The following is a 25711-nucleotide window of genomic DNA, read 5'->3' as shown; positions in this document are numbered from 1 at the left end:
TCTCTTCTTTACTTCGCCTGCGCCTTAATCACATCAGCCACCCGGGCATCTGCATCAAGAATCGCCGCCTGTCTCGCCGCCTCGGCCATGCTCAGCAAAGCCGGGCGATCTAAAGTTGTTATGAGCTGCGCCAGACGATCTGCGCTCAGATCCGGCTGCTCTATCATGTGTGCTGCACCACACGCCACCAGATGATCTGCATTCAAAGCCTGCTGACGATCTTTATGCATGAAAGGCACGAATATCGCGCCGACGCCAGCTGCCGATAACTCAGAGACGGTCAGCGCCCCAGAGCGGCAAACCACCAGATCAGCCCAGTCATACGCTGCCGCAACATCATCAATAAATTCAGTGACTTTATATCTCTGCACGCCACACTGGCTGTATGCCTGCTCCGTGCTGGCCTGATTGCCCTTACCAGCCTGATGCCAGATATCGACATCTCCGCCCAGCTTCGCGGCAGCGGCCGGCACCGTCTGGTTCAGGATCCGTGCACCCTGGCTGCCCCCCATGACCAAGATCCGTATTGGGCCTTCTCGCTCAGCCAGTCGCTGCGCAGGCATCGCCAGCTCAGTTACATCACGGCGGACCGGATTGCCAACCACAGGCTTGCCTGGAAATGCGCCGGGAAAAGCCTGCAATACACTGGCCGCAATCCGCGATAACCAGCGGTTGGTCAGACCCGCGACCGCGTTTTGCTCATGAAGGATCACAGGAATACCGCTGAGCCAGGCAGCCACGCCACCCGGACCGCTGACATAACCGCCCATCCCAAGCACGGCATCCGGTTGCCAGGCCTGGATATAGCGACGGGCCTGCACGATCGCGCCCACAATCTGAAAAGGTGCCGCCAGGAGTTTACTGATCCCCTGACCGCGCAATCCTTTCACTTTAATAAAATCAATGTCGATCCCATGTTTGGGTACCAGGTCAGCTTCCATACGGTCTGCCGTCCCCAGCCAGCGGATTTCCCAGCCTTGCTGCTGCAGCTGACGGGCCACAGCTAACGCTGGAAACACATGGCCCCCAGTACCGCCGGCCATCACCAGCAAACGCTTATTTTTCTTCATTGTCATCTTCATCACTTGATTGCGCTGAGCCGAAACGGGCCTGATGTCGTTGTTCATGATCGATGCGCAGCAAAATGGCCACGGCCGTCGACATAATAAACAGGCTCGAGCCGCCGTAACTGATCAAAGGCAAAGTTAACCCTTTGGTCGGAACGATACCGGCCGCAGCACCGACATTGACCAGCGTCTGAAACGCAAACCAGAACCCAATGCCAAATGCCAGAAAGCCGCCGAACAACTGGCCGGATTCCAGGCTTTTCTTACCGATGAACAACGCCTTGAACACCAGAGCAAAGATAAGCAAAAGCACCAGGGTCACCCCCAAAAGTCCCAGCTCTTCAGCCAGCACAGCGAACACGAAATCCGTGTGAGCTTCGGGTAAATATTCCAGCTTCTGAATAGAGTTGCCCAGGCCTTGTCCCATCCAGTCACCCCGACCGAATGCCATCAAAGACTGTGTCAGCTGATAACCGCTGCCAAAGGGATCTTCCCAGGGATCCATAAATGCGGTGATCCGGCGCATCCGGTAAGGCTCGAATACAATCAGCATCACGATGCCCAGTAGCGCCATCGAGAGCATGGCCAGGAACTGCCACAGCTTGGCGCCGGCTATAAACAGCATGCCCACAGTGGTGACAAACATCACCACGAAGGAGCCCAGATCCGGCTGTTGCAGCAGCAAAACAGCCATCAGCGCCAGTACGGCCAGCGGCTTGATAAAGCCGTAGAAACTTTGTCGGACCTGATGATACTGGCGCACCAGATACCCGGACAAAAACACAAAGAGCGAGAGTTTTGCCACTTCCGCCGGCTGCAGGTTAAAGATCCCCAGCGGGATCCAACGTACTGCCCCGTTCACCGAGCGGCCGATCACCAGAACGATCACCAGCAAAGCCAGCGATACCAGCAGCATAGGCACACTCAGCTGCCGCCAGCGCTCCAGGGGCACCTGGACCATAAAAGCGGCAATCACCAGCGCACAAAGCAGAAAAAAAGCATGACGCAACGCAAAATAAAACGGCATGTCTGTCAGACGTGTCGCCACGGGGACAGAGGCTGAGCTGACCACCACCAGCCCAGTCACCATGAGCAGCAGACTGATCCACACCAGTTGTCTGTCATACTGGCAAGGCGGGGCTGGCCGGCTGAACCACTGGCTGATTTCAAACAGGGTTTCTTTCACCCCTTTCAGCATGCCTGCGCTCCCTGCACCTGATCTTTCAGGCTGTGGGCCAGCTCAGCAAAGGCGTCGCCACGTGCCATAAAATTCGGGTACTGATCCAGACTGGCGCAAGCCGGCGACAGCAACACCATGTCGCCCGATGTCGCGTCCGACGCTGCCAGCGCCATCGCCTGATCTAAGGTTTCCACCACAACCGGGGCGTTGGATAAACCCAGAAACCGGTGGCCATCACGGCCAAAGCAGTACAGCTGAACATTGAGGGTCTCCAGCACAGGTTTGAGCGGTGAAAAATCCGCTCCCTTACTGTCACCGCCCACCAGCAAATGCAGTTTGCCCGGAATGGACAGGCCACTGAGCGCAGCCAGCGTACTGGCAAGGTTGGTGGCTTTCGAGTCATTGACCCAGTCAACACCGTGCGCCTGGACCACACGCTGACAGCGATGCGGCAGGCCGGTATAACGGCGCAGTGTCCGGCAGGCGGCGTCACGGTCAATACCCGCCGCGTCTGCCAGTGCCAGCGCCGCCAGGCTGTTGGCCACATTATGGCGCCCGACCAGAGCGATGTCCCGGCTTGGCATCACAGGCATACCGTTAACCGCCAGGTACTCTTCACCCTGATGCTCAATCAGCCCGTAGTCCTGATCATCAAAGCCAAAACTGGTTTGCTTGCCGGTCCAGGCTGGATCCGGCAGTGTCGCCGCATCGTCACGGTTACTGATAGCCAGCCGGGCATGTCGGTAAATACGCTGCTTGGCCTGACCGTAGTCGGCAAGGCTGTTGTACCTGTCCATATGATCTTCGGACAGATTCAGATAGGCCGCTGCCACCAGCTCAAGGGAGGCGGTGGTTTCAAGCTGAAAACTCGACAGCTCCAGCACGTACAACGCGTTGCCCTGATCCAGCATATCCAGCGCAGCCAGGCCGATGTTGCCGCCTACTCCGGCTTTGATGCCCGCTTCCGCGGCCATCTCACCAACCAGACTGGTGACGGTACTTTTGCCGTTCGAACCGGTAATGGCGACCACAGGCTGATCAACCGCCTGGGCAAATAATTCAATATCGCCAACAACAGGAATGCCGGCGGCAATGGCCGTTTGCAACTCAGGTGTACTCAGGGCGATCCCAGGATTAGCGACAATCAGATCTGCCGCCAGCAGCCAGTCCATCTGCCACTGACCGGCACTCAGACTGACCCCGGCCGGCAGTTTCTCCTCGCCGGGAGGATGCGCCCGGGTATCAATCACCTGAATTGCCGGCGGTGATGCCTGTCTTTGCAGGTAGTTCACGACCGACAGCCCGGTCACACCCAGACCAACGACGACAACCTTCTCTGCCTGTGCCAAGTGATTCATTTAACGCACCTTGAGGGTAGCCAGCGCAAACAGCACCAGCATCAGCGTGATGATCCAAAAGCGCACGATCACACGTGGCTCTGGCCAGCCTTTCAGCTCATAGTGATGATGAATGGGCGCCATGCGGAAGATCCGCTGACCTCGCAGCTTGTACGAGCCCACCTGCAGGATCACAGACACAGTCTCCATCACAAAGACACCGCCCATGATCACCAGCAGCAACTCCTGACGCACCAAGACCGCAATCGTACCCAGAGCGCCACCCAGTGCCAGCGAGCCGACATCGCCCATAAAGACCTGCGCCGGGTAAGTGTTAAACCATAAAAAGCCCAGACCAGCGCCGACAATGGCCGCGCATACCACCACCAGTTCACTGGCGTTACTGATATAAGGAATATTGAGATAATTGGCAAAGTTCACATTGCCGGTCGCCCAGGCAATAAACGCCATACCGGCTGCCACCATCACAGTTGGCATAATGGCCAGACCGTCAAGGCCGTCCGTCAGGTTCACAGCGTTACTGGTGCCGACAATGACAAAATACGTGAGCACTATGTACAGCGCGCCAAGCTGGGGCATGACATCTTTAAAGAAAGGCACCACCAGCTGGGTCGCCGCCGTGTCTTTCCCGTAGGCATACAGAGCGAAAGCGACCACCAGGGCAATCACCGACTGCCAGAAATATTTCCAGCGTGCGATCAATCCATCGGTATTCTTGCGGACCACTTTGCGGTAATCATCAATAAAGCCGACGATACCGTAGCCCAGCATCACCGTCAGTACAGCCCAGACATAGGGATTGCTGAGATCTGACCACAGCAAGACGGTGAGGGTAATTGCTGCCAGAATCATCACCCCGCCCATGGTCGGCGTACCGCGTTTGCTGAAATGAGACTCGGGGCCGTCATGGCGCACCACCTGGCCTATCTGCATCATCTGCAAACGGGCGATCAGACGAGGCCCCATCCACAATGAAATAAACAAAGCTGTCAGCACGCTGATGATGGCGCGAAACGTCAGGTATTCAAACAGACGGAAAAAAGGAAAAGTCGACTCGAGTAAGTCCGCTAACCAAAATATCATTCTTATAAGTCCTGCAGAGCGGCAATAATGTCTTCCATACGGGCGCTGCGTGCCCCTTTTGCCAACACTGTTATTTCTTGTTGTTGTTGAGAATCCTGACCGGATTCATGATGAAATTGCTGCACCTGTGCGATCAGCGCGGCGATCAATGCCGGATTATCCCTGAAGTGCTGTCCCTGATTCACTTCACTGACCACAGCACTGGCTTTGCCTACTGTCAGGACACGATCCAGCTGTTTTTGCCGGGCGTAATCGGCAATCTCGCGATGCATCCGCTCGCTTTCCTGTCCCATTTCGGCCATATCGCCAAAAACCAGCCAACGTTGCCCTTCAAAATCCGCCAGCAAATCAATTGCTGCTTTCACCGAAGCCACACTGGCATTGTAGGTATCGTCAATCAGACGCAATCCCTGTCTGGGCTCGAGCACCAATGCGCGTCCTTTGACAGCTGCCATCTGCGCTAATCCCGACGCCACTTGCGCCAACGTGGCTCCCATCGCCATGGCCAGCGCCGCCGCAGCCAATGCATTGGCAACATTATGACGGCCCGCCAGCGGCAAAGTGAGGGAAATATCACCCACAGGCGTGTGCATTGTAAAACAAGGGCAGCCATGGCCGTTAACGCTAATCTTGCTGGCTGAGAACCCTGCGACAGAATTGCTGTCAGAATTATCAGCAGTCCACTGCCCCATTTCCGATGCAGTAAAGCCCACCAACCGCTTGTCGGCCAGTGCCGGCTGCCAGCGCTCCAGCGCATGGGAGTCGAGGTTGAAAACAGCCGTGCCACCGGCAATCAGCCCTTCGAAAATTTCGCCTTTGGCTCTTGCGACGCCCTCCAGCGAGCCGAAACCTTCTAAATGCGCCGCCGCCAGATTATTGACCAGTGCCGCATCGGGCTGCACCAAGGATGAGGTATAGGCAATTTCTTTTTCGTGGTTGGCCCCGAGCTCAATCACGGCAAACTCATGTGCCGGTGTCAACCGCAACAGCGTCAGAGGAACACCGATATCATTGTTAAAGTTGCCGGCGGTGGCCAGCACGCTGCCGCACTGGGAGAGAATCGCGGCCACCATTTCCTTGACCGTGGTTTTGCCACAGCTTCCGGTCAGGGCCACCGTCTTGAGACCATGTTCCCGTGTCATCTTCGCTTTCAGCCAGCTGCCCAGCTGCCCCAGCGCCTGACGGGTATCAGTAACCAGCAGCTGTGGTAACGCCACATCCAGCTCGCGGCTCACCAGCAAGGCGGATGCTCCTTTGATCTTTGCATCTGCGGCAAAGTCATGGGCATCAAAGCGCTCGCCTTTGAGCGCAAGAAATAAGGTACCCGGCACGATAGTCCGGGTATCCGTTGAAACTGCATCGATACTGACATCCTGGCCAATCAAGCGGGCGTTCAGCGCCGCTGCCAGTTCGCTCAGTGTCACCTGAATCATTTAGTGTGTCTCCAACAAGGCCTGTACGGTTTCACGATCTGAATAGTGAATGGTTTTCCCCGCCAGTACCTGATAATCCTCATGGCCTTTACCGGCCACCAGTACAATATCCTGTGCCTTCGCCTGGCTGAATGCACGCCGGCAGGCTTCGGCCCGGTCATGAATCACCAGCGCACGTTCCGGCTGCGTCAGCCCGGCAAGCATATCATTCACGATTGCCCGGGGTGATTCACTGCGCGGATTATCGTCCGTCAGGATCACATAATCAGCGAACTGCTCAGCCACCGCAGCCATCATCGGCCGCTTACCGCGATCACGCTCACCACCGCAGCCGACCAGACACCAGAGCTTGCCTTCACAGTGCAGGCGTAACGCTGCCAGTGCTTTCTCCAGCGCATCCGGGGTGTGAGCATAATCAACCACCATCATAGGTTTGTCAGCGGCCTGAAAAACTTCCATCCGGCCGATCACCGCCTGCAGTCTGGGCGCCGTGGCCAGCAAAGCATCCAGGGGATAACCCAGCGCCAGTAAGGTCGCCAGCGACAACAGCAGATTCGAGACATTGAAAGCACCCACCAGCGGCGCGGTAAAATCACCTTGCCCCCAGCTGGAATCAAAAGACACCGTCACTCCCTGAGTGGAATAACTGACGGCCGTCAGCCACAACGCCTGACCCGGGTGCCCGGACAGATGTGACGGTTCAGTCGCAACGGCAACGACGTCTTGCAGCTCGTTCAGCCAGCGCCTGCCAACCTCATCATCAGCATTAATGACAGCCATGCCGGCGTGATGTTCCGTGAACAAACTTTGCTTGGCTGCCGCATAGCTTGCCATATCACCATGGTAATCCAGATGATCCCGGCTCAGATTCGTAAAAATACTGGCCGCGAAATGCAGGGCTTTCACCCGCCCCTGGACCAAGCCGTGCGAGGACACTTCCATCGCCGCAAAATCTGCGCCTTGACCGACCAGCCCGGCCAGTGTTTTCTGAATTTCGATGGCGCTGCCTGTGGTGTTTGCGGCCGGCGTCAGCTTGGACAACAAGCCATTGCCTGTGGTGCCCATCACCCCGGCTGTACGGCCGAGCAAACCGGCCCACTGTGCCAGCAACTGGCTGACCGTCGTTTTGCCGTTGGTGCCAGTGACAGCCACCAGTTGCAGTTGCTGATCTGGCTGACCATAAGCTGTACCGGCCAGGGCCGACAGCTTGATCGGCAAATCGCGCACCGCAATCACAGGAATACCGCTGTGATAATGCATCTCGCCATCTAACTGGTTATCTTCAGCCTGTGCCAGCACAGCCGTCGCTCCGGCCTGGATCGCGGTATCAATATACTGGCGACCATCGACCGCATGGCCCTTAATGGCGACAAAAGTGCTGCCCGGCACCACAGCGCGGCTGTCGAGGGTCAGATCATTCACCTGCACAGCAGAGACGGAAGCCTCAAAAAAATCGGGCGCAAACCACGCGGCTAAGAGCGCCCCTAAAGATATAGAAACATCAGGTTCCGGCATCAGATTGGCCTCTGTTATGGACGATATTGAGCTGATCGCCTTTTCCGGCATCAGGTTTGACATTCAGGATCTGCAGGGCGCTGCCCATCACTTCTGCAAAAATTGGCGCGGCGACCTGACCCCCGTAATATGCGTCGCCCTGGGGTTCGTTGATCACCACCACCATCGCCAGACGGGGATCGCTGATCGGGGCCAGACCTGCAGTCATGGCGACATATTCATCACCATAGCCACCGGCCGCGGCTTTCTTGGCGGTACCGGTTTTGGCCCCCACCCGGTAGCCGGGAACGGCCGCGTGCTTGGCACTGCCGTCAGCATGGGTCACACCTTCGAGCATATTGAGCACTTTGCGGGTATTTTCTGCCGACACCACCTGCCGCCCCGGCACTACAGCTTCGGTTTTCAATATCGACAGCGGCCGATTGACCCCTAAGCCCCCTAAAGTGGCGTAAGCACGCACTAACTGAATCGGTGTCACGGATATCCCGTAACCAAACGCCAGCGTGGCACGCTCAAAATCAGACCAGCGACGGCGATCCGGAAACAATCCCTGCGCCTCACCAATCAGGTTAATGCCTGAGGCTTCCCCCAGCCCCACACCGCTGTACATGCCAAGCACGGCATCCACAGGCATGGCCAAAGACAATTTACTGACACCTATATTACTGGACTTTTTCAGGATTCTCGCCAAATCGGCCTTGCCAACCTGTGACACATCCCGCACCCGGCTGCCGCCTACCTGCATGATGCCGTTGCCGGTATCGATGACGGTGTTCTCATCTGCAACGCCGTTTTCCAGCGCAGCCAGCACCACAAAAGGTTTGATGGTGGAGCCTGGTTCCATCGCATCTGTGATGGCGCGGTTACGCATGCGGAAACTTTGCAGCTGATCGCGGTTATTGGGGTTATACGAAGGCGCGTTAACCATGGCCAGGATCTCGCCGGTACGCACATCGACCATCACTATGGTTGCTGAAGTGGCATTGTAATCGACCACCGCCTGCTTCACGGCCCGGTAAGCCACCGCCTGCAATCGCTGATCAATACTCAGCGCCAGCGGTTTACCCGGCTCACGCTGCTTGAGGGAAATATTTTCTACCACCCGGCCGTACCTGTCTTTGCGGACCGTTCGCCGGCCAGGCTCACCGGTTAGCCAGCCGTCATAGGTGCGCTCGACACCTTCCAGTCCGCGGCCATCGATACCCGTGACGCCTATCAGGTGAGCGCTCACTTCACCCGCCGGGTAAAAGCGACGGGATTCATCTTTCAGGCCAATGCCGGGTAATTTCAGCTTACCGACATAGGCCGCCATTGCCGGACTGACCTGACGCTGCAGATAAATGAAGCGACGGGATTTATTCTCTTCCAGCCGGGTCAGCATGTCCTGGCGATCCAGCCCCAGCACATCCGCCAGCGCATGCCAGCGCGCCGGTTCTGAGAGGCCGCCATGCTTATAAATATCGACCGGATCCGCCCAGACCGCCTGAACCGGCACACTGACGGCCAACTGCTCATCATTGCGATCAGAAATGATCCCCCGCGCCGACGGCATGGCTTTCACACGCAACGAGCGCAGATCCCCTTCCTGAATCAGCTTGCCGGGTTCGAGGACCTGAATATAGGCAGCCCTGGCGATCAGCCCCACCAGCGCCAGGCCCACAAAAGTACAGATCAGGGCAAAACGCCAGGGAATAAACGCAGATGTGGCAGCCGAAGGGCGCGGTGGCTGCGGTTCAGGGGAAGAGGCGGCTTTTTTCATTACTGGACAACAATTTCATTCGCTGCATTCGGACGCTTCATCTCAAGCGCCTTCTCAGCCTGGGTTTCAATTCGACTATGCTCAGCCAGCGAGTTTTCTTCCAGCAACTGGTTGCGCCATTCGATATCCAGATCGTCCCGCTCGATGAGCAGCTGCTCCTGTTGCGCGACCAGTTGTCGGGATTGGTGGGTGATATACACCACCCCCAATGCGGAGATAAGCACCAGTACCAGCAGCACCAAAGGCACACGGCCGACGGATAACAGATCACGGCCGATCTGACGGATCAGGCTGTCTGCAGCGGCTGGCTGGATACTCATAGGCGCTCAGCCAGACGCAACACAGAACTGCGCGCTCTCGGGTTATGCTGCGTCTCCGCGGCGGTTGGCTTAATGGCTTTCCCCACAGCTTTCAGATCGGCACTGCCCAGCGCTTTGATCTGATCTTCAGTCAGCGGCAAGCCGGCAGGGACGTCCGGCCCTTTGCTCTGCTTGCGAATAAAACGCTTCACCATGCGATCTTCCAGCGAGTGGAAGCTGATCACAGACAGACGGCCACCCGGGGCCAGCACTTCCAGCGCGCCGTGTAAGGCGGTGTCGATCTCTTCCAGCTCACTGTTGATATAAATCCGGATCGCCTGAAAGCTGCGGGTCGCCGGATGCTTGTGCTTATCTCTGAAGGGTGAAACGTCAGCAATCAGCTTGGCCAGCTGGGTGGTCCGCTCCAGCGGCACATTGTCCGGATTGCTGCGGTATTCCACGATACCGCGGGCGATACGCTTGGCAAAACGCTCTTCGCCAAACTCTTTCAGGACCCAGGCAATATCATCCGCCTCGGCGCTGGCCAGCCACTCTGAAGCAGAAATACCGGATGTCGGATCCATGCGCATATCCAGCGGGCCGTCACGCATAAAACTGAAGCCGCGCTCGGCATCATCCAGTTGCGGAGAAGAAACCCCTAAATCCAGCAGGACACCGTCGATCTTGCCGGTCAGACCTAATTCAGCCATATAGCCGGCCATGCCGGAAAACGGACCATGAATAATCGAAAAACGCGGGTCATTGATCTTGGCAGCTTCTGCAATCGCCTGGGGATCGCGGTCAATCCCGTACAAACGGCCATGCTCGCCAAGGTGGGAAAGGATCAGACGGCTGTGGCCACCGCGGCCAAAAGTCCCGTCGATGTATATACCGTCTGGTTTGATGGCTAAACCATCAACAGACTCATGGAGCAGCACGGAAACGTGAGCAAATTGTTCGGACATAATAATTAATTCAGCTGAATAATAAGCGAACTGAAGACACCGGCCGGATGCCTCCACCAGAGATTACTGGGTCGTTGGTTTTCCGCTGCTCTGCCTGCTGCGCGACAGGCAGCAGGGACAACACACCGAAATCGTCGGATTTCGATGCATGTGCACCTCTTTCATTTATACCTGCCCTTGTCGGGCAAGCAACAGGGAAATTGCAATTTTTGCCACAAAATCGTCATTTTTTCCCACAAAAAACCAACACGAAGTGTACGAAGGCAGCAAAAAAGTTGTCAAGGCAGAGACGGCGATTCTGACAAATAATTGATGCAGCCGTATTTACAGCTTCCCAGGCCCTGAAACGATAAAAGGTGATGCCCGCATATGTTGCGAACACCACCTTTCCAAAATAAGTGAGTTAACCGATAAGCCGGGTTCTGTCCCGCTTGCGCGGTGGTAACCATTCCTCTAGGCCTGAAATCGCTCGCAGGCTCAAGCAACCTACCCGTCCCCAGCGCGGACCACGCCATTAGGGACCTATTTGGTCTTGCTCCGGGTGGAGTTTACCGTGCCACGAACTGTTGCCAGTCGCGCGGTGCGCTCTTACCGCACCCTTTCACCCTTACCTGTTCTCGCAAGCGAGTCATCGGCGGTTTGCTCTCTGCTGCACTGGTCGTAGGCTCACGCCCCCCAGACGTTATCTGGCACCCTGTCCTGTGGAGCCCGGACTTTCCTCCCCCTCGTCAGTCTCCCAAAGGACATCAACGAAGCAGCGGTTACCTGGTCAACTCAGGCGGCGGATTGTATAAAACTCCCGCCCGAGTTACCAGAGAAAGTTAGACTTCTTCCTTTCTCTGGTGAGAAAACGGCCAGCGCTGACCGACTGTGCGCTTATTCCAGATTCTCCAGACCCCATTTATAGAGCGCATTTTTCTTCACACCATGGATCTCTGCCGCCATGGCCGCAGCCTTCTTGAGCGGCAGTTCAGCAACCAGAATCTTTAATGTTCGCAACGCTTCTGCAGGCAGGGCTTCTTTATCGGCCCGGTGGCCAGCCACCAGCAGCACCATCTCCCCGCGAATCCGGTTACTGTCTTCACCCAGCCAGGGGATCAGCTCACCTAACGGTGCACCATGAATGGTTTCAAAGGTTTTGGTCAGCTCACGCGCCAGCACCACATGGCGCTCCGGGCCCAGCACGGCCTGCATATCTGCCAGCGAATCAAGAATACGGTGCGGCGATTCATAAAAAATCAGGGTACGCGGATCTTCAATCAGTTCCCGGAACGTGTCCTGCCGCCCTTTACTTTTGGCTGGCAGAAAGCCTTCAAAACTGAAACGGTCCGACGGCAGTCCCGAGGCACTCAGCGCGGTGATCACCGCACATGGCCCCGGCAGTGGCACAACTTTAACACCCGCCTGACGACAGCGGGTCACCAGATGGTATCCTGGATCACTGATGAGAGGTGTACCGGCATCAGAGACCAGTGCGATACTGCTGCCCTGACGCAATTTCTCAATCAGCACATCCGCTTTCTGCTGTTCATTGTGATCATGCAGGGCAAAGGTGCGGGTCGGGATGGCAAAATGGGACAACAGGCGTGAGGTATGGCGTGTGTCCTCAGCAGCAATCAAATCCACACTGGCCAGAACCTCCAGCGCACGTTGGGTGATATCTGCCAAATTGCCGATCGGGGTCGGAACGATGTACAAAGTTGCGACATCCACCGAGCACGAATTGGTCTCACTCATTTGTCTATGATCTCATCTGCAATTAATATAGAGAGTAATTTGTCACAGTTGAATGAATTCAATGCTTAATTTTACCCATAAGCGCAAAAGTGTAACACGTATTCTGGCCCCTGTAGCCCTTGCCGTGATTCTGGCAGGCTGTTCAGCGCCAGGCACTCAGCAAACGTCTTACTCTGCGGATATCACGGCGCCGGCCTCTGACTCCGCGGCCAACTACCTGCTCAAAGCCGAGTCGTCTGAAGGTGCAGCGAGCATTGACTGGCATTTACTGGCGCTGAAAGCCCTGATCAAAGAAGGCCGCTGGCCGCAGGCGGATCAGCAAGCCAATAAACTGGCCGGCCTGAACCTGTCTCCGGTGCAAATGGCTGAATGGCAGTTAGCGCGCGCAACCCTGCGCTATCAGCAAGGCCAGCCGAAAGCCGCACTGGACACACTGAACTTTTTGCCCTGGTGGACGCTGGCCGACAGTCAGTACCGTCGCTACCACCTGCTGCGTGCCGAGCTCTTGACTCAGACAGAGCAACACTTTGCCGCCGCCAGAGAGCGCACCTCACTGTCACAGTATCTCAGCAGCAGTGAGAAAGAGGTCAACTGGCAGAATCTGTGGCAAGACCTGTCTCAGTATAATAACCACCAGCTCAAAGCCGCCAGCATCAGTGCCGATGAAACCGTCCTGCAAGGCTGGGTGGAGCTCAGCATGATTAAAAATGCCGCGGCTCAGCGTCCGGTCAGACTGAAGTCCGAGGTCGAACAGTGGCTGCAAAGCCATCCGGAGCACCCGGCCAACAGTTACCTGCCCAAAGAACTGCAGGCCATCATGAGCCTGGAAGTGGTAGAACTGGAGAAAGTCGCCCTCCTGCTGCCTTTGTCTGGCAAATTCGAAAGCCAGGGTAAAGCGGTTCGCGATGGCTTCCTCAACGCCATGCTGGAAGATACCGAGCGTAACCCGGATACCGAGCTGTCCATTTACGATACTGAATCCGAACCGATGTTCAGCATTGTCAACAAGCTTCAGCAAGACGGTATTCAGCTGGTGATTGGCCCGCTTCAAAAAGAAAAAATCACCGAATTTCAGTCCACTGAAGGCGGTAATGTCACTGAACTGGCGCTCAATGAGCCGCAGAACCTGGATCTGAGTCAGCCCAACACCTGCTATTTCTCATTATCGCCCGAGCAGGAAGCTGAGCAGGCCGCGCAACATTTATACGCCAAAGGTCACCGCAGCCCCATGGTCATGGCACCAGCCAATGACTTTGGCCGGCGGGTCAGCCAGGCGTTCCTGACCAAATGGGAAACCCTGACCGGCAACACAGCAGAACGCCAGACCTTTGGCTCCAGCCGTGAAATCCAGAACCAGATGGCCGCTGTGTTTGGCTTAACCGACAGCCGGACCCGCAGCCAGCAAATGGAGCAGGTGCTGGGCATGTCACTGGAAACCCAGGCCCGCAGCCGCCGCGATACCGATGCGGTGTATCTGATTGCCAATCGCAACGAGGTCACTCTGCTCAAGCCCTTCATCGAAGTGGCAATCAACCCGGATGTCACGCCGCCAAAACTGTATGCCAGTTCACGGACGAATCCGGACAACAATGCCAATGTCAGTGAGCTGTCCGGGATCGAATTTAGTGATATCCCGCTGCTCGCCGCACCGGATCAACCCTTCATGGCGCAGTTTGAACAACTGTGGCCAGGACAAAAGAACAGTGCTATCCGGCTCCATGCTTTTGGGATGGATGCCTACCGGATGATCACCGAACTGCCGCAGATGAAAGTGGTTGAGCATTACAGCACGCAAGGGAAAACCGGCCAGCTCAGTATTGACGACCATTGTGTTGTTCAGCGCCAGTTAGACTGGGCAGTATTCACACCCAATGGCATTGCACCTGTTCAATAAGCGCCGTCAGGGGTACCATTACGAGTCACTGGCCGAGCAGTACCTGCAACGCCAGGGACTCTCTGCCATTGCCCGCAATGTCCACTGCCGCGGTGGTGAGCTGGATCTCATCATGAAAGACGGAGATTGCTGGGTTTTTGTCGAGGTCAAATACCGTGCCCATAACCGTTTCGGTTCTGCGGCCGAGGCCGTCAATCGGCGCAAGCTGCAACGCCTCAAGCATGCCGCACTGTACTGGCTGCATTCAAATGGCATGGCTGCCGAACACTGCCAGCTGCGTTTCGATGTTGTCACCATAGAAGGGACTGACCACGCTATCTCGTGGCTGACCAACACTTTAGTTGAAGAGTAAAACATGCTAGAGAGCATTAAAGAAAATTTTACCGAAAGCATCCAGACCCAAATTGCAGCCGCTGAAGCGCTACCTGATGCCATTTCCCGCTCTGCCCAGGTCATGGTGCAAAGCCTGCTGAACGGCAACAAGATCCTGTGCTGCGGTAACGGGGGTTCCGCCTCGAATGCCCAGCATTTCGCTTCCTGCCTGATCAACCGCTTTGAGACCGAGCGACCCAGTTTGCCGGCACTTGCGCTCACCGCAGACACCACCACACTGACGGCTGTGGCAAACGACTATCATCAGGATGAAATTTTCTCCAAGCAGATTCGCGCCCTCGGTCAGCCGGGCGACATCCTGCTGGTGTTCTCTACCAGCGGAAACAGCAAAAACATTATCAAAGCCATGGAAGCTGCCCTGACCCGCGACATGAACATCATCGCGATGACGGGTAAAGACGGTGGTGTGATGGCCGGACTGCTGGGTGTCCAGGATGTCGAAATCAGAATTCCCTCGCAGCGTACCGCCCGCATCCAGGAAGGCCACCTGCTGACGGTGCATTGCCTGTGCGATCTGATTGACCAGATTCTTTTCCCGCAACACGAAGGGTGATCATGCAACGCTTGCTTCTTATTTTGATGCTGTCCTTACTGATTCAAGGTTGCGGGGCCATACTGCAAACCGATCCCCGCAGCGGGCAACAGCAATGGCAGGATCAGCATATTGCGATGCAAATTGGTGGCTTAGTCAATAAGCCACCCTATCAGGGAAAAGTCAGGGTCAATGCAATCTCGACTGAAGGACGGGTTTTGCTGGTTGGTCAGGCGGTGGATCAAGCGACTGCCGGGCAGTTAACTGACGCTGTACAGGAATTGGATAGTGTGAAAGAAGTTTATAACCAGCTTCAGATCGGTCCGCTCCCAACCCTGTCAGATGTCGGCCTGGACAGCTGGCTGACCACCAAAGTGAAAGCACAGCTGATCGCCAGCAAAAAATTGCGGGACTCCGCGGTCCAGGTGGCAACCGAAAACCAGCGGGTTTACCTGCTTGGCTTTGTGACCAGAGCGCAAGGCAATATTGCAGCGGATATCGCGCGCAATGTAGAAGGGGTCAAGCACGTGATCAAAGCATTTGAATATACCGACTAAATCCCGTCATCCGTATTCAAACAACATCAGATAAAAAAACGCAGTGCTTCGAAAAGAAACACTGCGTTTTTTGTGACCGTCAAAGTGGTGGCTTGGCTTACTTCACCACTGTGAGGCTTGGACGACCGCGTGGACGAGGTGGTTCTTCCTCTGAAGCAAGCTCTTCAGGCGCATCCGTCAGACTGACCGGAGATAAATGCTCGTCATCACCGACAGCATCTGCTGCGTCAAAGATCCCCTCTCCGTCACCGTTCACCATCATTTCATAGCCGGGCTCGGGCTCAAACATAGTGCCTGCGCCATTTTCCCGTGCATAGAGTGCCAGTACAGCGGCAAGAGGGACTGCCACAACATGCGGACGGCCACCGAAACGAGCATTGAAGCGCACAGCATCGTTACCCAGTTCCAGGTTGCCTACAGCACGCGGCGCTAGGTTCAGCACAATTTGTCCGTTACTGACAAATTCCTGCGGGACCTGCACACCAGGCAGTGTTGCATCAACGACCAGATGCGGAGTCAGATCATTATCCACCAACCAGTCATAGAAAGCCCGCACCAGATAAGGTCGGCGCGGGGTCATCTCGGCCATCTCCATCACTGTCCAGCCAGACGCATTTCGCGCTCAGCTTCTGTCAGGGATGCCAGGAATGAATCACGTTCGAAAACGCGGGTCATGTATGCTTTTACTTCTTTCGAACCCGCACCGCTCAGGTCAATACCCATTGAAGGTAAACGCCACAGCAGCGGAGCCAGGTAACAGTCAACCAGGCTGAACTCTTCGCTCATGAAGTAAGGAAACTCAGCAAAGACCGGTGACAGCGCCAGCAGCTCTTCACGCAGTTGTTTGCGTGCTTTATCCGCTTCATCCGCTGTGCCTTTCTGCACTTTTTCCGCTAATGAATACCAGTTACGCTCAATGCGATACATCATCAGGCGGCTGTTACCACGAGCAACCGGATACACAGGCATCAGAGGCGGGTGAGGGAAACGCTCATCCAGGTATTCCATAATAATACCGGCCTGATACAGAGCCAGTTCACGATCCACCAGGGTCGGAACAGAATTGTATGGATTCAGGTCAAGCAGATCCTCAGGTAGGTTGTCTGGCTCAACCAGCTCGATCTCAACACTTACACCTTTTTCTGCAAGTACAATACGCACCTGATGGCTATACATATCCGAAGCATCAGAATACAGCGTCATCACAGAGCGTTTATTGGCAGCTACAGCCATCAACCCCTCCAGTATACTCATATACACAAAAAGCAACGGGGGCACTTGCCCCCATTGCGAGTTTCTTAACGCACTAGATTACCCGATCAATGGACATCGCGCCAATATTCTTTCTTCAGCAACAGGGCCAGAACAAAGAAGATCACAATAAAGCCCATCACCCACAGGCCCAGACGCTGACGTTCCAGCTTCATCGGCTCTGCCGAGTATTCCAGGAAGTTCACCAAATCACGAACCACAGCATCGTATTCGCCAGGACTCAGCTCACCGTTGCCGTCTGATTCCAGCCCGACAAACTCCTGCACTTCTTCACCGTCAATCGTACGGGTTTCGAACACTTGACGTGGTGTACCCTGCAGCTCTTCCAGCACATGTGGCATACCCACACTTGGGAACACAACGTTGTTCACACCAAACGGACGGCTTGGATCGGCATAGAAAGAACGCAGATACGTGTACAGCCAGTCGGTACCACGAACTCGGGCCACCAGAGTCAGATCCGGTGCTGGAGCACCAAAAGATGCCGCCGCATAATCTTCAGAAATGGCGTTGGTCATCAGATCACCAATTTTGGCATTCTCATCAAAGACCAGGTTATCCATCATCAGATCTGTCGGGATATCCAGGTCCTCAGCAACGCGCTGGTAGCGCTGATACTGAGTCGCATGACATCCAAAGCAGTAGTTCATGAATGTGCGTGCACCACGCTGCAATGATTCCTTGTCCGACAAATCATTGTTTGCCGCATCAAGATGAACATTTCCGCCACCCGCTGCCATTGCCAGAGACGGCAACAGAGCCAGCAGCATAACCATCAGCTTTTTCATTTGAAAGTGACCCTCTCTGGTAGCGGTTTCGTGGCTTCATTTTTGCTGTAGAAATACAACAGCACGAAGAACATGAAGTAACCGAGACTGAAGATCTGCGCCATCAAGGTGTATACCGCAGTGGCAGGAAGCGCACCCAGAATACCCAATGCAATGAAGCAGACAGTGAACTGAGCGATGTTTGCCAGGTGCAGCTTGCTGCGATAACGGTAAGAACGCACTTTGCAGCGATCCAGCCAAGGCAGCAAAAACAGCATAACAATGGACAGGCCCATCGCAATGACACCCAAGAGTTTGTCAGGAACCGCACGCAAAATCGCATAGAAAGGCGTGAAGTACCATACAGGTGCAATGTGTTCCGGTGTCTTCAGCGGGTTAGCCGCTTCAAAGTTAGGTGGCTCAAGGAAATAGCCGCCCATCTCAGGGTTAAAGAAAATCACATAGCTGAACAAGAAGGCGAAGATAGCCACACCGACAAGATCCTTCACCGTACCGTAAGGATGGAACGGGACTGAATCAATGATGTCGTACTTCTTGGTGTAGTACTCATGGAACTTGAATCGAGACTGGTAGTTGTCACCCTTCGCGCCTTTTGGCAGCTTGGTTTCAATACCATCCGGGTTATTCGAACCCACTTCGTGCAGCGCCAGAATGTGCAGCACAATCAGCAGCAACAGCACGATTGGCAGCGCAATCACGTGCAAGGCAAAGAAACGGTTCAGGGTGGCACCGGAGATTACATAGTCACCGCGGATCCACAGTGTCAGGTCATCACCGATGACAGGAATCGCACCAAACAGAGAAATGATAACCTGGGCACCCCAGTAAGACATCTGTCCCCATGGCAGCAGATAACCCATAAAGGCTTCAGCCATCAGTACCAGGAAAATCAGCATACCGAACAGCCACAGCAATTCACGCGGCTTCTTGTAGGAACCGTAAATCAGGCCACGGAACATATGCAGATAAACCACAACAAAGAACGCCGAAGCGCCTGTGGAATGCATATAACGCAGCAGCCAGCCGTAATCCACATCACGCATGATGTATTCAATCGAAGCAAAAGCACCATCACCCGATGGGACATAGTTCATGGTCAGCCAGATCCCGGTCAGGATTTGGTTAACCAGAACAAGCATGGCCAGTGAGCCAAACAGATACCAGAAGTTAAAGTTCTTCGGCATCGGATATTCAGACATATGCTTTTTATAAGCATTCATCACTGGCAGACGTTTTTCAATCCAACCCAGCAAGCCTTCCATTATGCCGTCTCCTCATCTTGACCCACTAAAATTGTGTTGTCGTTCAGGAACATATGAGGCGGTATCACCAGGTTAAGTGGCGCTGGCACCCCTTGGAAAACCCGTCCGGCCATATCAAACTTAGAGCCGTGGCAAGGACAGAAAAAGCCTGCTGGTACACCACTGACCTGCTCACTGAAGCTGTCTGGCAGGTAAGTTGGAGAACAGCCAAGGTGGGTACAAATCCCGACGGCAAGAAAGATTTCAGGTTTCACTGAACGGTATTGGTTTTGTGCGTAGGCAGGCTGCTGAGGTTCAGTGGCCTGCGGATCACGCAGTCGATCATCGTGTGTCGGCAGTTCATCCAAAATAGCCTGGCTACGGCGTACAACCCAGACAGGTTTGCCTCGCCATTCTACGCGGATCATCTGGCCTTCTTCTAATTTGCTGATATCAACTTCAACTGGCGCGCCCGCAGCCTTGGCTTTGGCGCTCGGATTCCAGGATTTGATAAAGGGTACGGCGACAGCGACTGCACCTAAGCCTCCAACAACCGAGGTCGTCGCAGTCAGGAAGCGGCGTCGGCCGTTACTTACTGGCGCTTTGCTCATCCAACATTCTCCCATGTGCTCCCGCTCAGGATTATTCTTTCCATCTGCGTCCCTGGAGCTTACGGCTAACTTTCTACGGAAAGACTCAACAGCTTATTGATTAAGAATTTTCATGCTGCTATTTATCGCGGCAAATGATAAAGAAAACCCCACTTTAAGACAAGGTAAACACCGCAATTGTGAGAGATTTGTGGGGATAATTTCCTGAGTCGTCAAGATGAAAAAATGAAAACTATGGTGCCAATTATTCAACTTTTTTGACAATATCCCTGAATGCGCCGACAAAACAGCATGAAGGGCCTTACCTGATGTGAGCGTTCAGGATAAATCACGCCGACTCTGGTTGTCTCTGCCGCAACCGGCAGCATAAAAGTGCAGCGACAAAAAGCTGGAGCCGTTTGAACAACAACACGCAAAAAGCCCAGCACAATGGCTGGGCTTTGATGTACACAGTAACCAGATAAATATCTGGTGCGTTGAATTAACGCTTAGAGAACTGTGGACGACGACGTGCTTTACGCAGACCAACTTTCTTACGTTCAACGCGACGTGCGTCACGAGTCACGTAGCCAGCGGCACGCAGAGCAGGACGTAAAGTCTCATCGTACTCCATCAGAGCGCGAGTGATACCGTGACGGATCGCACCAGACTGACCAGTAATACCACCACCTTTTACAGTGATGTACAGATCCAGTTTCTCAGTCATATCAACCAGCTCAAGCGGTTGACGAACAACCATGCGAGCAGTTTCGCGACCGAAGTATTCTTCGATGCTGCGCTTGTTGATTACGATGTTGCCAGTACCCGGTTTAATGAAAACGCGAGCAGCTGAGCTTTTGCGGCGGCCAGTGCCGTAGTATTGATTCTCTGCCATTGTCATGTTCCCCAATTAGATGTCTAGAACTTGTGGCTGCTGTGCAGCGTGGTTGTGCTCGCTACCTGCGTAAACTTTCAGTTTACGGTACATAGCACGGCCTAGAGGACCTTTAGGAAGCATGCCTTTAACAGCAATTTCGATGATCGCTTCTGGCTTTTTCTCCAGCAGCTTGTCGAAGCTGATAGTTTTCAGACCGCCGATGTAGCCAGTGTGACGGTGGTACATCTTGTCAGTACGCTTAGCGCCAGTCACTGCGACTTTCTCAGCATTGATAACAACGATGTAGTCACCGGTGTCAACGTGAGGAGTGTACTCAGGCTTGTGCTTACCACGCAGACGAGATGCGATTTCAGTTGCCAGACGACCCAGTGTTTTACCTTCAGCGTCAACAACATACCAGTCACGTTTTACAGTTTCTGGTTTAGCAACGAAAGTTTTCATGCTAATTCTTACCCAATTTTAAATAGTTTCACTTTCCAAGAACGCAAAGCGTTCTCTCTGTATATAGAGCCCAGTCATCACCCCTTCGAGTGGTTGGCACTCCCGGCATAACGCCGTCACAGGTACGGTGGGTCGCGAGATTATACGGAAGCATGGGGGAAAAATCACCTTTTTTTCCAAAAAAGTTCAGCTCTTTTGTCAGGTAACATCCCGCTTGCGTTACGCCAGGTGTGGCCGGGCCAGATACTCGTGACTCTGCATTTCGATTAAACGGGAACAGCATCGCTTGAATTCAAATGACAGTCGCCCGGACTGATACAACTTGTCCATCTCTGCCTCCGCCGAAATGATCAATTTGACATGGCGCTCGTAAAATTCGTCCACCATGGCAATAAAACGGCGGGCAGCATCATCATCTTTTTCGGTCAGCACAGGCACCCCGGACAACAAAACACTGTGATAAGTATGGGCAATATCCATATAGTCTGACTGACTGCGTGCCCCGCGGCACAGGGCATCAAATGAGAAATGCACGACCCCTTCCGCTTCATGGCGGGTCGCAATCGGCCTGTCATTGACCAGTATGTCCTGCCCCTCATGCCGGGGAGCCGCAGACAACTGCATGAAATAACGCTGCATGTTCTCTTCTGCACTGGCGTCGAGCGGCCAGTGATAAATTTCAGCCTGCTCCAGAGTGCGGAGCCGATAGTCCACCCCCGAATCAACATTCACGACTTCGCAATGTGTATTGATCAGGTCAATCGCCGGTAGAAAGCGCGCGCGCTGCAGGCCATTGCGGTACAGCTCATCCGGCGGAATATTCGAAGTGGCCACCAAGGTAATGCCGCGGCGAAACAAGGCTTCGAACAAGGTACCCAGGATCATGGCATCGGTAATATCTGACACAAAGAACTCATCAAAACAAATGATGTCCGTGTCCTGCTTAAACCTGTCTGCGACCTTTTCCAGCGGATCGCTCTGGCTGCCAAGTGACTGCATTTCTTTATGGACGCGATGCATGAAACGGTGGAAATGCATCCGCATTTTTCGCTCAGTCGGCAGGCATTCAAAGAAGGTGTCAACCAAGTAGGTTTTGCCGCGTCCGACGCCCCCCCAGAAGTACAGTCCTTTGACCGGTTTGAGCGGTTCAGCACGCTGGCGCTTAAACAGCCTGCCCATCAAAGAAGGTTTTGATGGCTCGGGTTGCGGAGCCAGCATGCGATGATACAGATCATTGAGATGGGAAACCGCCATGGCCTGGGCAGCGTCAGGCAAAAAGCCAGGTTTTTTGAGATCGTCTTGATAGCGTTGTTCTGGTGTCATCCTTATCCTGCTCTCATCACCGATAGCCGTACGCCCGGTGACTAAATAACCGGATTCACAGCGTCTAATATGTCCATCTTTGGTCGTAGATAGTACCACGACACTTCATGTGCATGTATAGTAACTAGATAACCACCCAATAAGCACATTACGCTTTTGAGATAATAAAACAGGTCAACCTGTTGTACTCACAGTCACAAGGAGTTTTTCATGGCTTGGATCTACGCGATTTTGATTTTCGCTGCCGGCGCGCTGGTCGGTGCCTTTGCCGCCCGTTTGGGGAACAAAAACCTGAAACAACAGAAAGAATTGCAAAAAGAACTCGATAAAACCAAATACCAGCTGGAGCAGTACCGCCAGGAGTTGGTTGATCATTTCGCCCGCAGCTCTGATCTGCTGGACAATCTGGCAAAAGATTACAGTAAATTGTATGAGCACATGGCAAAAACCTCCGCTGAACTGATGCCAAATTTGCCGGAACAGGATAACCCCTTCTCTCAGCGCATCAGCACACTCACGCCGATTGCTGATGAGCCAGAAGCCGAAGCCGTAGAGCTGGACCCGCATCAGCCGCGGGATTATGCCAACGGCGCGTCCGGTCTGTTGCGTGCTGAGCGGAAACAGGCTGAAGCCGCAAAAGCCAGTTAAGAATTGTTACAAATTTGACATTTATTGGAACTTTGCTCCGGTTTACAAGTCACAATTAGCACTTGTTAAACCGGAGTTGAGTAATGATGAAAAAACCTTTACTTGTAATGACTGCGCTGGCGTTGAGTATGAGCGCAGTGATGTCCCCAATCACCGCTTCCGCCGCGCTTCCTTTGGCTGTTAATGATCAACAACTTCCCAGCCTCGCCCCCATGCTGGAGCAAGTGACCCCTGCTGTCGTCAGTATCGCTGTAGAAGGCAAGCATGTTGCCAAGCAAAGAATTCCCGACGCGTTCCGCTATTTCTTTGGTCCTGACTTCCCCAATGAGCAGGTGCAGGAGCGTCCGTTCCGCGGGCTGGGATCCGGGGTCATTATTGATGCAGATAAAGGCTATGTCGTGACCAACCACCACGTCATTGACGGGGCAGATAAAATTCTGGTTCAGCTGCATGACGGCCGGGAAATCAAAGCCGAGCTGATCGGCAGTGACAGCATGTCAGACATTGCCTTGCTGCGTCTGGACAACACAAAAAATCTGAAAGCCATCAAAGTGGCTGACTCGGATCAATTACGCGTCGGTGATTTCACCGTGGCCATTGGCAACCCGTTCGGACTGGGTCAGACAGTGACCTCAGGGATTGTCTCGGCCCTGGGACGCAGCGGATTGAATATTGAGAATTTCGAAAACTTTATTCAGACCGATGCCGCCATTAACAGCGGTAACTCAGGCGGTGCGTTAGTCAACCTCAACGGTGAACTCATCGGTATCAATACCGCGATTCTGGGTCCCAACGGCGGTAACGTCGGCATTGGCTTTGCCATCCCGGCCAATATGGTGAAAAACCTGACCAGCCAGATTCTGGAGTTTGGCAAAGTGAAACGTGGTGTGCTGGGTGTTCAGGGCGGCGAGCTGACCTCAGAACTGGCTGAGGCCTTTGGTTACGAAACCAATCACGGGGCTTTCGTCAATCAGGTCATGCCCGGCTCTGCGGCTGAGAAAGCCGGCCTGAAAGCGGGTGACATCATCGTGTCCGTCAACGACAAAGAAATTCGCACCTTCAGTGAGTTACGCGCCAAAATTGCCACACTCGGCGCAGGTAAAAACGTTGACTTAGGCGTCCTGCGTGACGGAAAAGAGAAAGAGTTCAGCGTCACCTTACAAGAAGCCGAGATGAGTAACCTCAAGGCCGATCACCTGCATGAAAGTCTGGCCGGGGCAGAATTCAGCAATACCACGGCGGACGACAATACCAAAGGGGTGAAAGTCACCCAAATCGATCCACAGTCGCTGGCAGCCCGCTACGGACTGAAAGAAGGTGACATCATTATTGGTCTTAACCGCCAGCCAATCGGCAATCTGGGGCAGTTGCGCAAAGCCCTTGATAGTAAGCCTTCGGTGCTGGCACTGGAAATCAAGCGAGGCAATAACGAGCTTTACCTCATTATCCGCTGACACAATCCGGTCCGGGCAACTGCCCGGACTGTTTTTCCTGCGGCATTTCTGTCATCTCCTTCCCGCTTCGACTTGTTGATAACTGGATGTAAATGCTATTCTCAATCGGTTTTTAATGTTTTGCTTTCATGGTAAAGCTTGAGTCAATCAGGGGAGCGTCAATGCTGGCATTTTTAGGTCGATCCGCCTTTATGGGCGTGCTGACGGCTGGAGTATTGCTACTTGCTTTCCCCAGCCTGCGCAGCCAGATGTTTTCTCCGGATGCTGCTCTTAATGGCCAGCCCGATGTCCCGCAGCAAATTTCCTTTAGTTATGCTGTCCGCCGCGCCTCCCCTGCTGTCGTCAATATTTATAACCGCCGCTACAATGCGGAAGATCGCCTGCAATTAAGTACGCAGGGCCTGGGCTCGGGCGTGATCATGAGTGATAAAGGCTATATCGTGACCAACTATCACGTGGTTGCCGAAGCCGATCAGGTGATCGTGGCGTTGCAAGATAGCCGCATTTTTACCGCCCAACTGATCGGTAAAGACAGGCGAACCGACATCGCGGTACTGAAAATCCAGGCTGAGAACCTGCCTGTCATTCCGCTGAACCCGGATTATCCCCCCGCCGTGGGTGATGTGGTTCTGGCTATCGGCAACCCCTATAACCTGGGGCAGACCACCACGTATGGCATCATCTCTGCCACCGGGCGCTCCGGCATGAGTTTTTATGGCCGCCAGGATTTTCTCCAGACCGATGCGGCAATCAATGAAGGAAACTCAGGTGGTGCGCTGGTCAATACCCGAGGTGAGCTGGTCGGTATCAACACCGCTTCTTTTCAGCAGGCAACAGATATTGAAACCTACGGGATTTCCTTTGCAATACCCTATCAGCTCACGCAAAAAATCATGAACAAACTGATTGCCGATGGCCGGGTGATCCGCGGCTATATTGGTATTGATGGTCGTGAAATTAATCCGGTGATGGCTCGTTTGTATGATGCGGAACAGGTCAGAGGGATCATCGTCATGGGCATGGATCCGGATGGTCCGGCATCAAAAGCAGGCTTTAAGGTGCAGGATATTCTGGTTGAGATTGACGGGAAACCCGTGACAGATATGCGTAATGTGCTGGATATCGTCACTGAGCTACGCCCTGGCACCTATGTCGATATGACAGTCCTGCGCAACGGTAAACCGAAGAAATTAACTGTCCTGATTGGCGATGAGCCTGACAGGTAAGCAGAGGCCAGAAAAAACAATGTCCAGACACTGTAAACAGCGACTGGACATTTCACAT

Annotated in this window: 25 protein-coding genes and 1 other RNA gene; 7 read left to right on the top strand and 19 right to left on the bottom strand. The window is 54.1% G+C overall.

Annotation, left to right across the window (positions count from 1 at the left end; genetic code table 11):
* Positions 1–8 precede the first annotated feature (8 nt).
* The 11 genes from murG to rsmI form a co-directional block, all read right to left on the bottom strand.
* A complete protein-coding gene (murG, locus tag LN341_RS01960) occupies positions 9–1070 on the bottom strand; it encodes an undecaprenyldiphospho-muramoylpentapeptide beta-N-acetylglucosaminyltransferase (protein WP_234203938.1) in 1062 nt (353 codons plus the stop codon).
* The gene (ftsW, locus tag LN341_RS01955) at positions 1057–2265 is read right to left on the bottom strand and encodes a cell division protein FtsW (RefSeq protein WP_046220564.1); all 1209 of its coding nucleotides are present in this window, start codon (positions 2263–2265) and stop codon (positions 1057–1059) included. Before ftsW ends, murG begins: the two co-directional genes overlap by 14 nt.
* Positions 2259–3605, bottom strand: coding sequence for a UDP-N-acetylmuramoyl-L-alanine--D-glutamate ligase (murD, locus tag LN341_RS01950; protein WP_234203937.1), 1347 nt, complete (start codon positions 3603–3605; stop codon positions 2259–2261). Before murD ends, ftsW begins: the two co-directional genes overlap by 7 nt.
* Positions 3606–4688 carry a phospho-N-acetylmuramoyl-pentapeptide-transferase gene (gene mraY, locus LN341_RS01945; RefSeq protein WP_234203936.1) on the bottom strand — a complete coding sequence of 361 codons (1083 nt, stop codon included), beginning with the start codon at positions 4686–4688 and terminating at the stop codon, positions 3606–3608.
* A 2-nt stretch (positions 4689–4690) separates the two neighbouring features.
* Entirely contained in the window at positions 4691–6121 is a 1431-nt protein-coding gene (murF, locus tag LN341_RS01940) for a UDP-N-acetylmuramoyl-tripeptide--D-alanyl-D-alanine ligase (RefSeq protein WP_234203935.1), read from the bottom strand.
* Positions 6122–7636 (bottom strand): UDP-N-acetylmuramoyl-L-alanyl-D-glutamate--2,6-diaminopimelate ligase, encoded by a 1515-nt coding sequence (gene murE / locus LN341_RS01935; protein ID WP_234203934.1) that lies wholly within the window; start codon positions 7634–7636, stop codon positions 6122–6124.
* On the bottom strand, positions 7623–9395 hold the full coding sequence (locus tag LN341_RS01930; protein WP_046220569.1) for a penicillin-binding transpeptidase domain-containing protein: 1773 nt from the start codon (positions 9393–9395) through the stop codon (positions 7623–7625). Before LN341_RS01930 ends, murE begins: the two co-directional genes overlap by 14 nt.
* Entirely contained in the window at positions 9395–9715 is a 321-nt protein-coding gene (gene ftsL, locus LN341_RS01925; protein ID WP_046220570.1) for a cell division protein FtsL, read from the bottom strand. The genes LN341_RS01930 and ftsL overlap by 1 nt, the downstream gene beginning before the upstream one ends.
* Positions 9712–10659 (bottom strand): 16S rRNA (cytosine(1402)-N(4))-methyltransferase RsmH, encoded by a 948-nt coding sequence (gene rsmH / locus LN341_RS01920; RefSeq protein WP_234203933.1) that lies wholly within the window; start codon positions 10657–10659, stop codon positions 9712–9714. Before rsmH ends, ftsL begins: the two co-directional genes overlap by 4 nt.
* 395 nt (positions 10660–11054) lie before the next feature.
* Positions 11055–11436, bottom strand: an RNA gene (gene rnpB / locus LN341_RS01915) — RNase P RNA component class A.
* 99 nt (positions 11437–11535) lie between these two features.
* Positions 11536–12396, bottom strand: coding sequence for a 16S rRNA (cytidine(1402)-2'-O)-methyltransferase (gene rsmI, locus LN341_RS01910; protein ID WP_046220571.1), 861 nt, complete (start codon positions 12394–12396; stop codon positions 11536–11538).
* Between the two features lie 61 nt (positions 12397–12457).
* On the opposite strand from rsmI, the gene LN341_RS01905 reads away from it, so the two are divergent.
* The 4 genes from LN341_RS01905 to LN341_RS01890 are packed head-to-tail and all read left to right on the top strand — an operon-like array spanning position 12458 to position 15772.
* On the top strand, positions 12458–14290 hold the full coding sequence (locus LN341_RS01905) for a penicillin-binding protein activator (protein ID WP_046220572.1): 1833 nt from the start codon (positions 12458–12460) through the stop codon (positions 14288–14290).
* Positions 14268–14642, top strand: a complete 375-nt coding sequence (locus LN341_RS01900) for a YraN family protein (RefSeq protein WP_200896193.1) — start codon at positions 14268–14270, stop codon at positions 14640–14642. Before LN341_RS01905 ends, LN341_RS01900 begins: the two co-directional genes overlap by 23 nt.
* 3 nt (positions 14643–14645) lie before the next feature.
* Positions 14646–15236, top strand: a complete 591-nt coding sequence (locus tag LN341_RS01895) for a phosphoheptose isomerase (RefSeq protein ID WP_027253687.1) — start codon at positions 14646–14648, stop codon at positions 15234–15236.
* Positions 15237–15238: 2 nt separating this feature from the next.
* Positions 15239–15772, top strand: a complete 534-nt coding sequence (locus LN341_RS01890; protein ID WP_046220573.1) for a BON domain-containing protein — start codon at positions 15239–15241, stop codon at positions 15770–15772.
* A 97-nt stretch (positions 15773–15869) separates the two neighbouring features.
* Here LN341_RS01890 and sspB read toward each other — a convergent pair whose 3' ends face one another.
* The 8 genes from sspB to zapE form a co-directional block, all read right to left on the bottom strand.
* Positions 15870–16367 (bottom strand): ClpXP protease specificity-enhancing factor, encoded by a 498-nt coding sequence (sspB, locus tag LN341_RS01885; RefSeq protein WP_046220574.1) that lies wholly within the window; start codon positions 16365–16367, stop codon positions 15870–15872.
* Positions 16367–17005 carry a stringent starvation protein SspA gene (gene sspA, locus LN341_RS01880; protein ID WP_046220575.1) on the bottom strand — a complete coding sequence of 213 codons (639 nt, stop codon included), beginning with the start codon at positions 17003–17005 and terminating at the stop codon, positions 16367–16369. Before sspA ends, sspB begins: the two co-directional genes overlap by 1 nt.
* 86 nt (positions 17006–17091) lie before the next feature.
* On the bottom strand, positions 17092–17832 hold the full coding sequence (locus LN341_RS01875) for a cytochrome c1 (RefSeq protein ID WP_046220576.1): 741 nt from the start codon (positions 17830–17832) through the stop codon (positions 17092–17094).
* On the bottom strand, positions 17829–19094 hold the full coding sequence (locus LN341_RS01870; RefSeq protein ID WP_046220577.1) for a cytochrome bc complex cytochrome b subunit: 1266 nt from the start codon (positions 19092–19094) through the stop codon (positions 17829–17831). Before LN341_RS01870 ends, LN341_RS01875 begins: the two co-directional genes overlap by 4 nt.
* Positions 19094–19684, bottom strand: a complete 591-nt coding sequence (gene petA, locus LN341_RS01865) for a ubiquinol-cytochrome c reductase iron-sulfur subunit (protein ID WP_046220578.1) — start codon at positions 19682–19684, stop codon at positions 19094–19096. Before petA ends, LN341_RS01870 begins: the two co-directional genes overlap by 1 nt.
* Before the next feature lie 481 nt (positions 19685–20165).
* Positions 20166–20558, bottom strand: a complete 393-nt coding sequence (gene rpsI / locus LN341_RS01860; protein ID WP_046220641.1) for a 30S ribosomal protein S9 — start codon at positions 20556–20558, stop codon at positions 20166–20168.
* Between the two features lie 15 nt (positions 20559–20573).
* Positions 20574–21002: a 50S ribosomal protein L13 gene (rplM, locus tag LN341_RS01855; RefSeq protein WP_027253695.1), complete on the bottom strand. Its 429-nt coding sequence runs from the start codon at positions 21000–21002 to the stop codon at positions 20574–20576.
* A 219-nt stretch (positions 21003–21221) separates the two neighbouring features.
* The gene (zapE, locus tag LN341_RS01850) at positions 21222–22325 is read right to left on the bottom strand and encodes a cell division protein ZapE (RefSeq protein ID WP_234203932.1); all 1104 of its coding nucleotides are present in this window, start codon (positions 22323–22325) and stop codon (positions 21222–21224) included.
* A gap of 210 nt (positions 22326–22535) precedes the next feature.
* Between zapE and zapG the strand changes: the two genes are divergently transcribed.
* The 3 genes from zapG to degS all read left to right on the top strand — a co-directional run bounded on the left by zapG (position 22536) and on the right by degS (position 25653).
* Positions 22536–22973, top strand: a complete 438-nt coding sequence (zapG, locus tag LN341_RS01845; protein ID WP_234203931.1) for a Z-ring associated protein ZapG — start codon at positions 22536–22538, stop codon at positions 22971–22973.
* An 83-nt stretch (positions 22974–23056) separates the two neighbouring features.
* On the top strand, positions 23057–24427 hold the full coding sequence (locus tag LN341_RS01840) for a Do family serine endopeptidase (protein ID WP_304622693.1): 1371 nt from the start codon (positions 23057–23059) through the stop codon (positions 24425–24427).
* Positions 24428–24588: 161 nt separating this feature from the next.
* A complete protein-coding gene (gene degS / locus LN341_RS01835) occupies positions 24589–25653 on the top strand; it encodes an outer membrane-stress sensor serine endopeptidase DegS (RefSeq protein ID WP_027253699.1) in 1065 nt (354 codons plus the stop codon).
* Positions 25654–25711: the final 58 nt, after the last annotated feature.

Origin of the sequence: Photobacterium sp. TLY01 (genome assembly GCF_021432065.1) — a bacterium.
In the GTDB taxonomy this organism is placed as follows: domain Bacteria; phylum Pseudomonadota; class Gammaproteobacteria; order Enterobacterales; family Vibrionaceae; genus Photobacterium; species Photobacterium halotolerans_A.
This window is presented reverse-complemented; position numbering and strand designations above follow the sequence as displayed.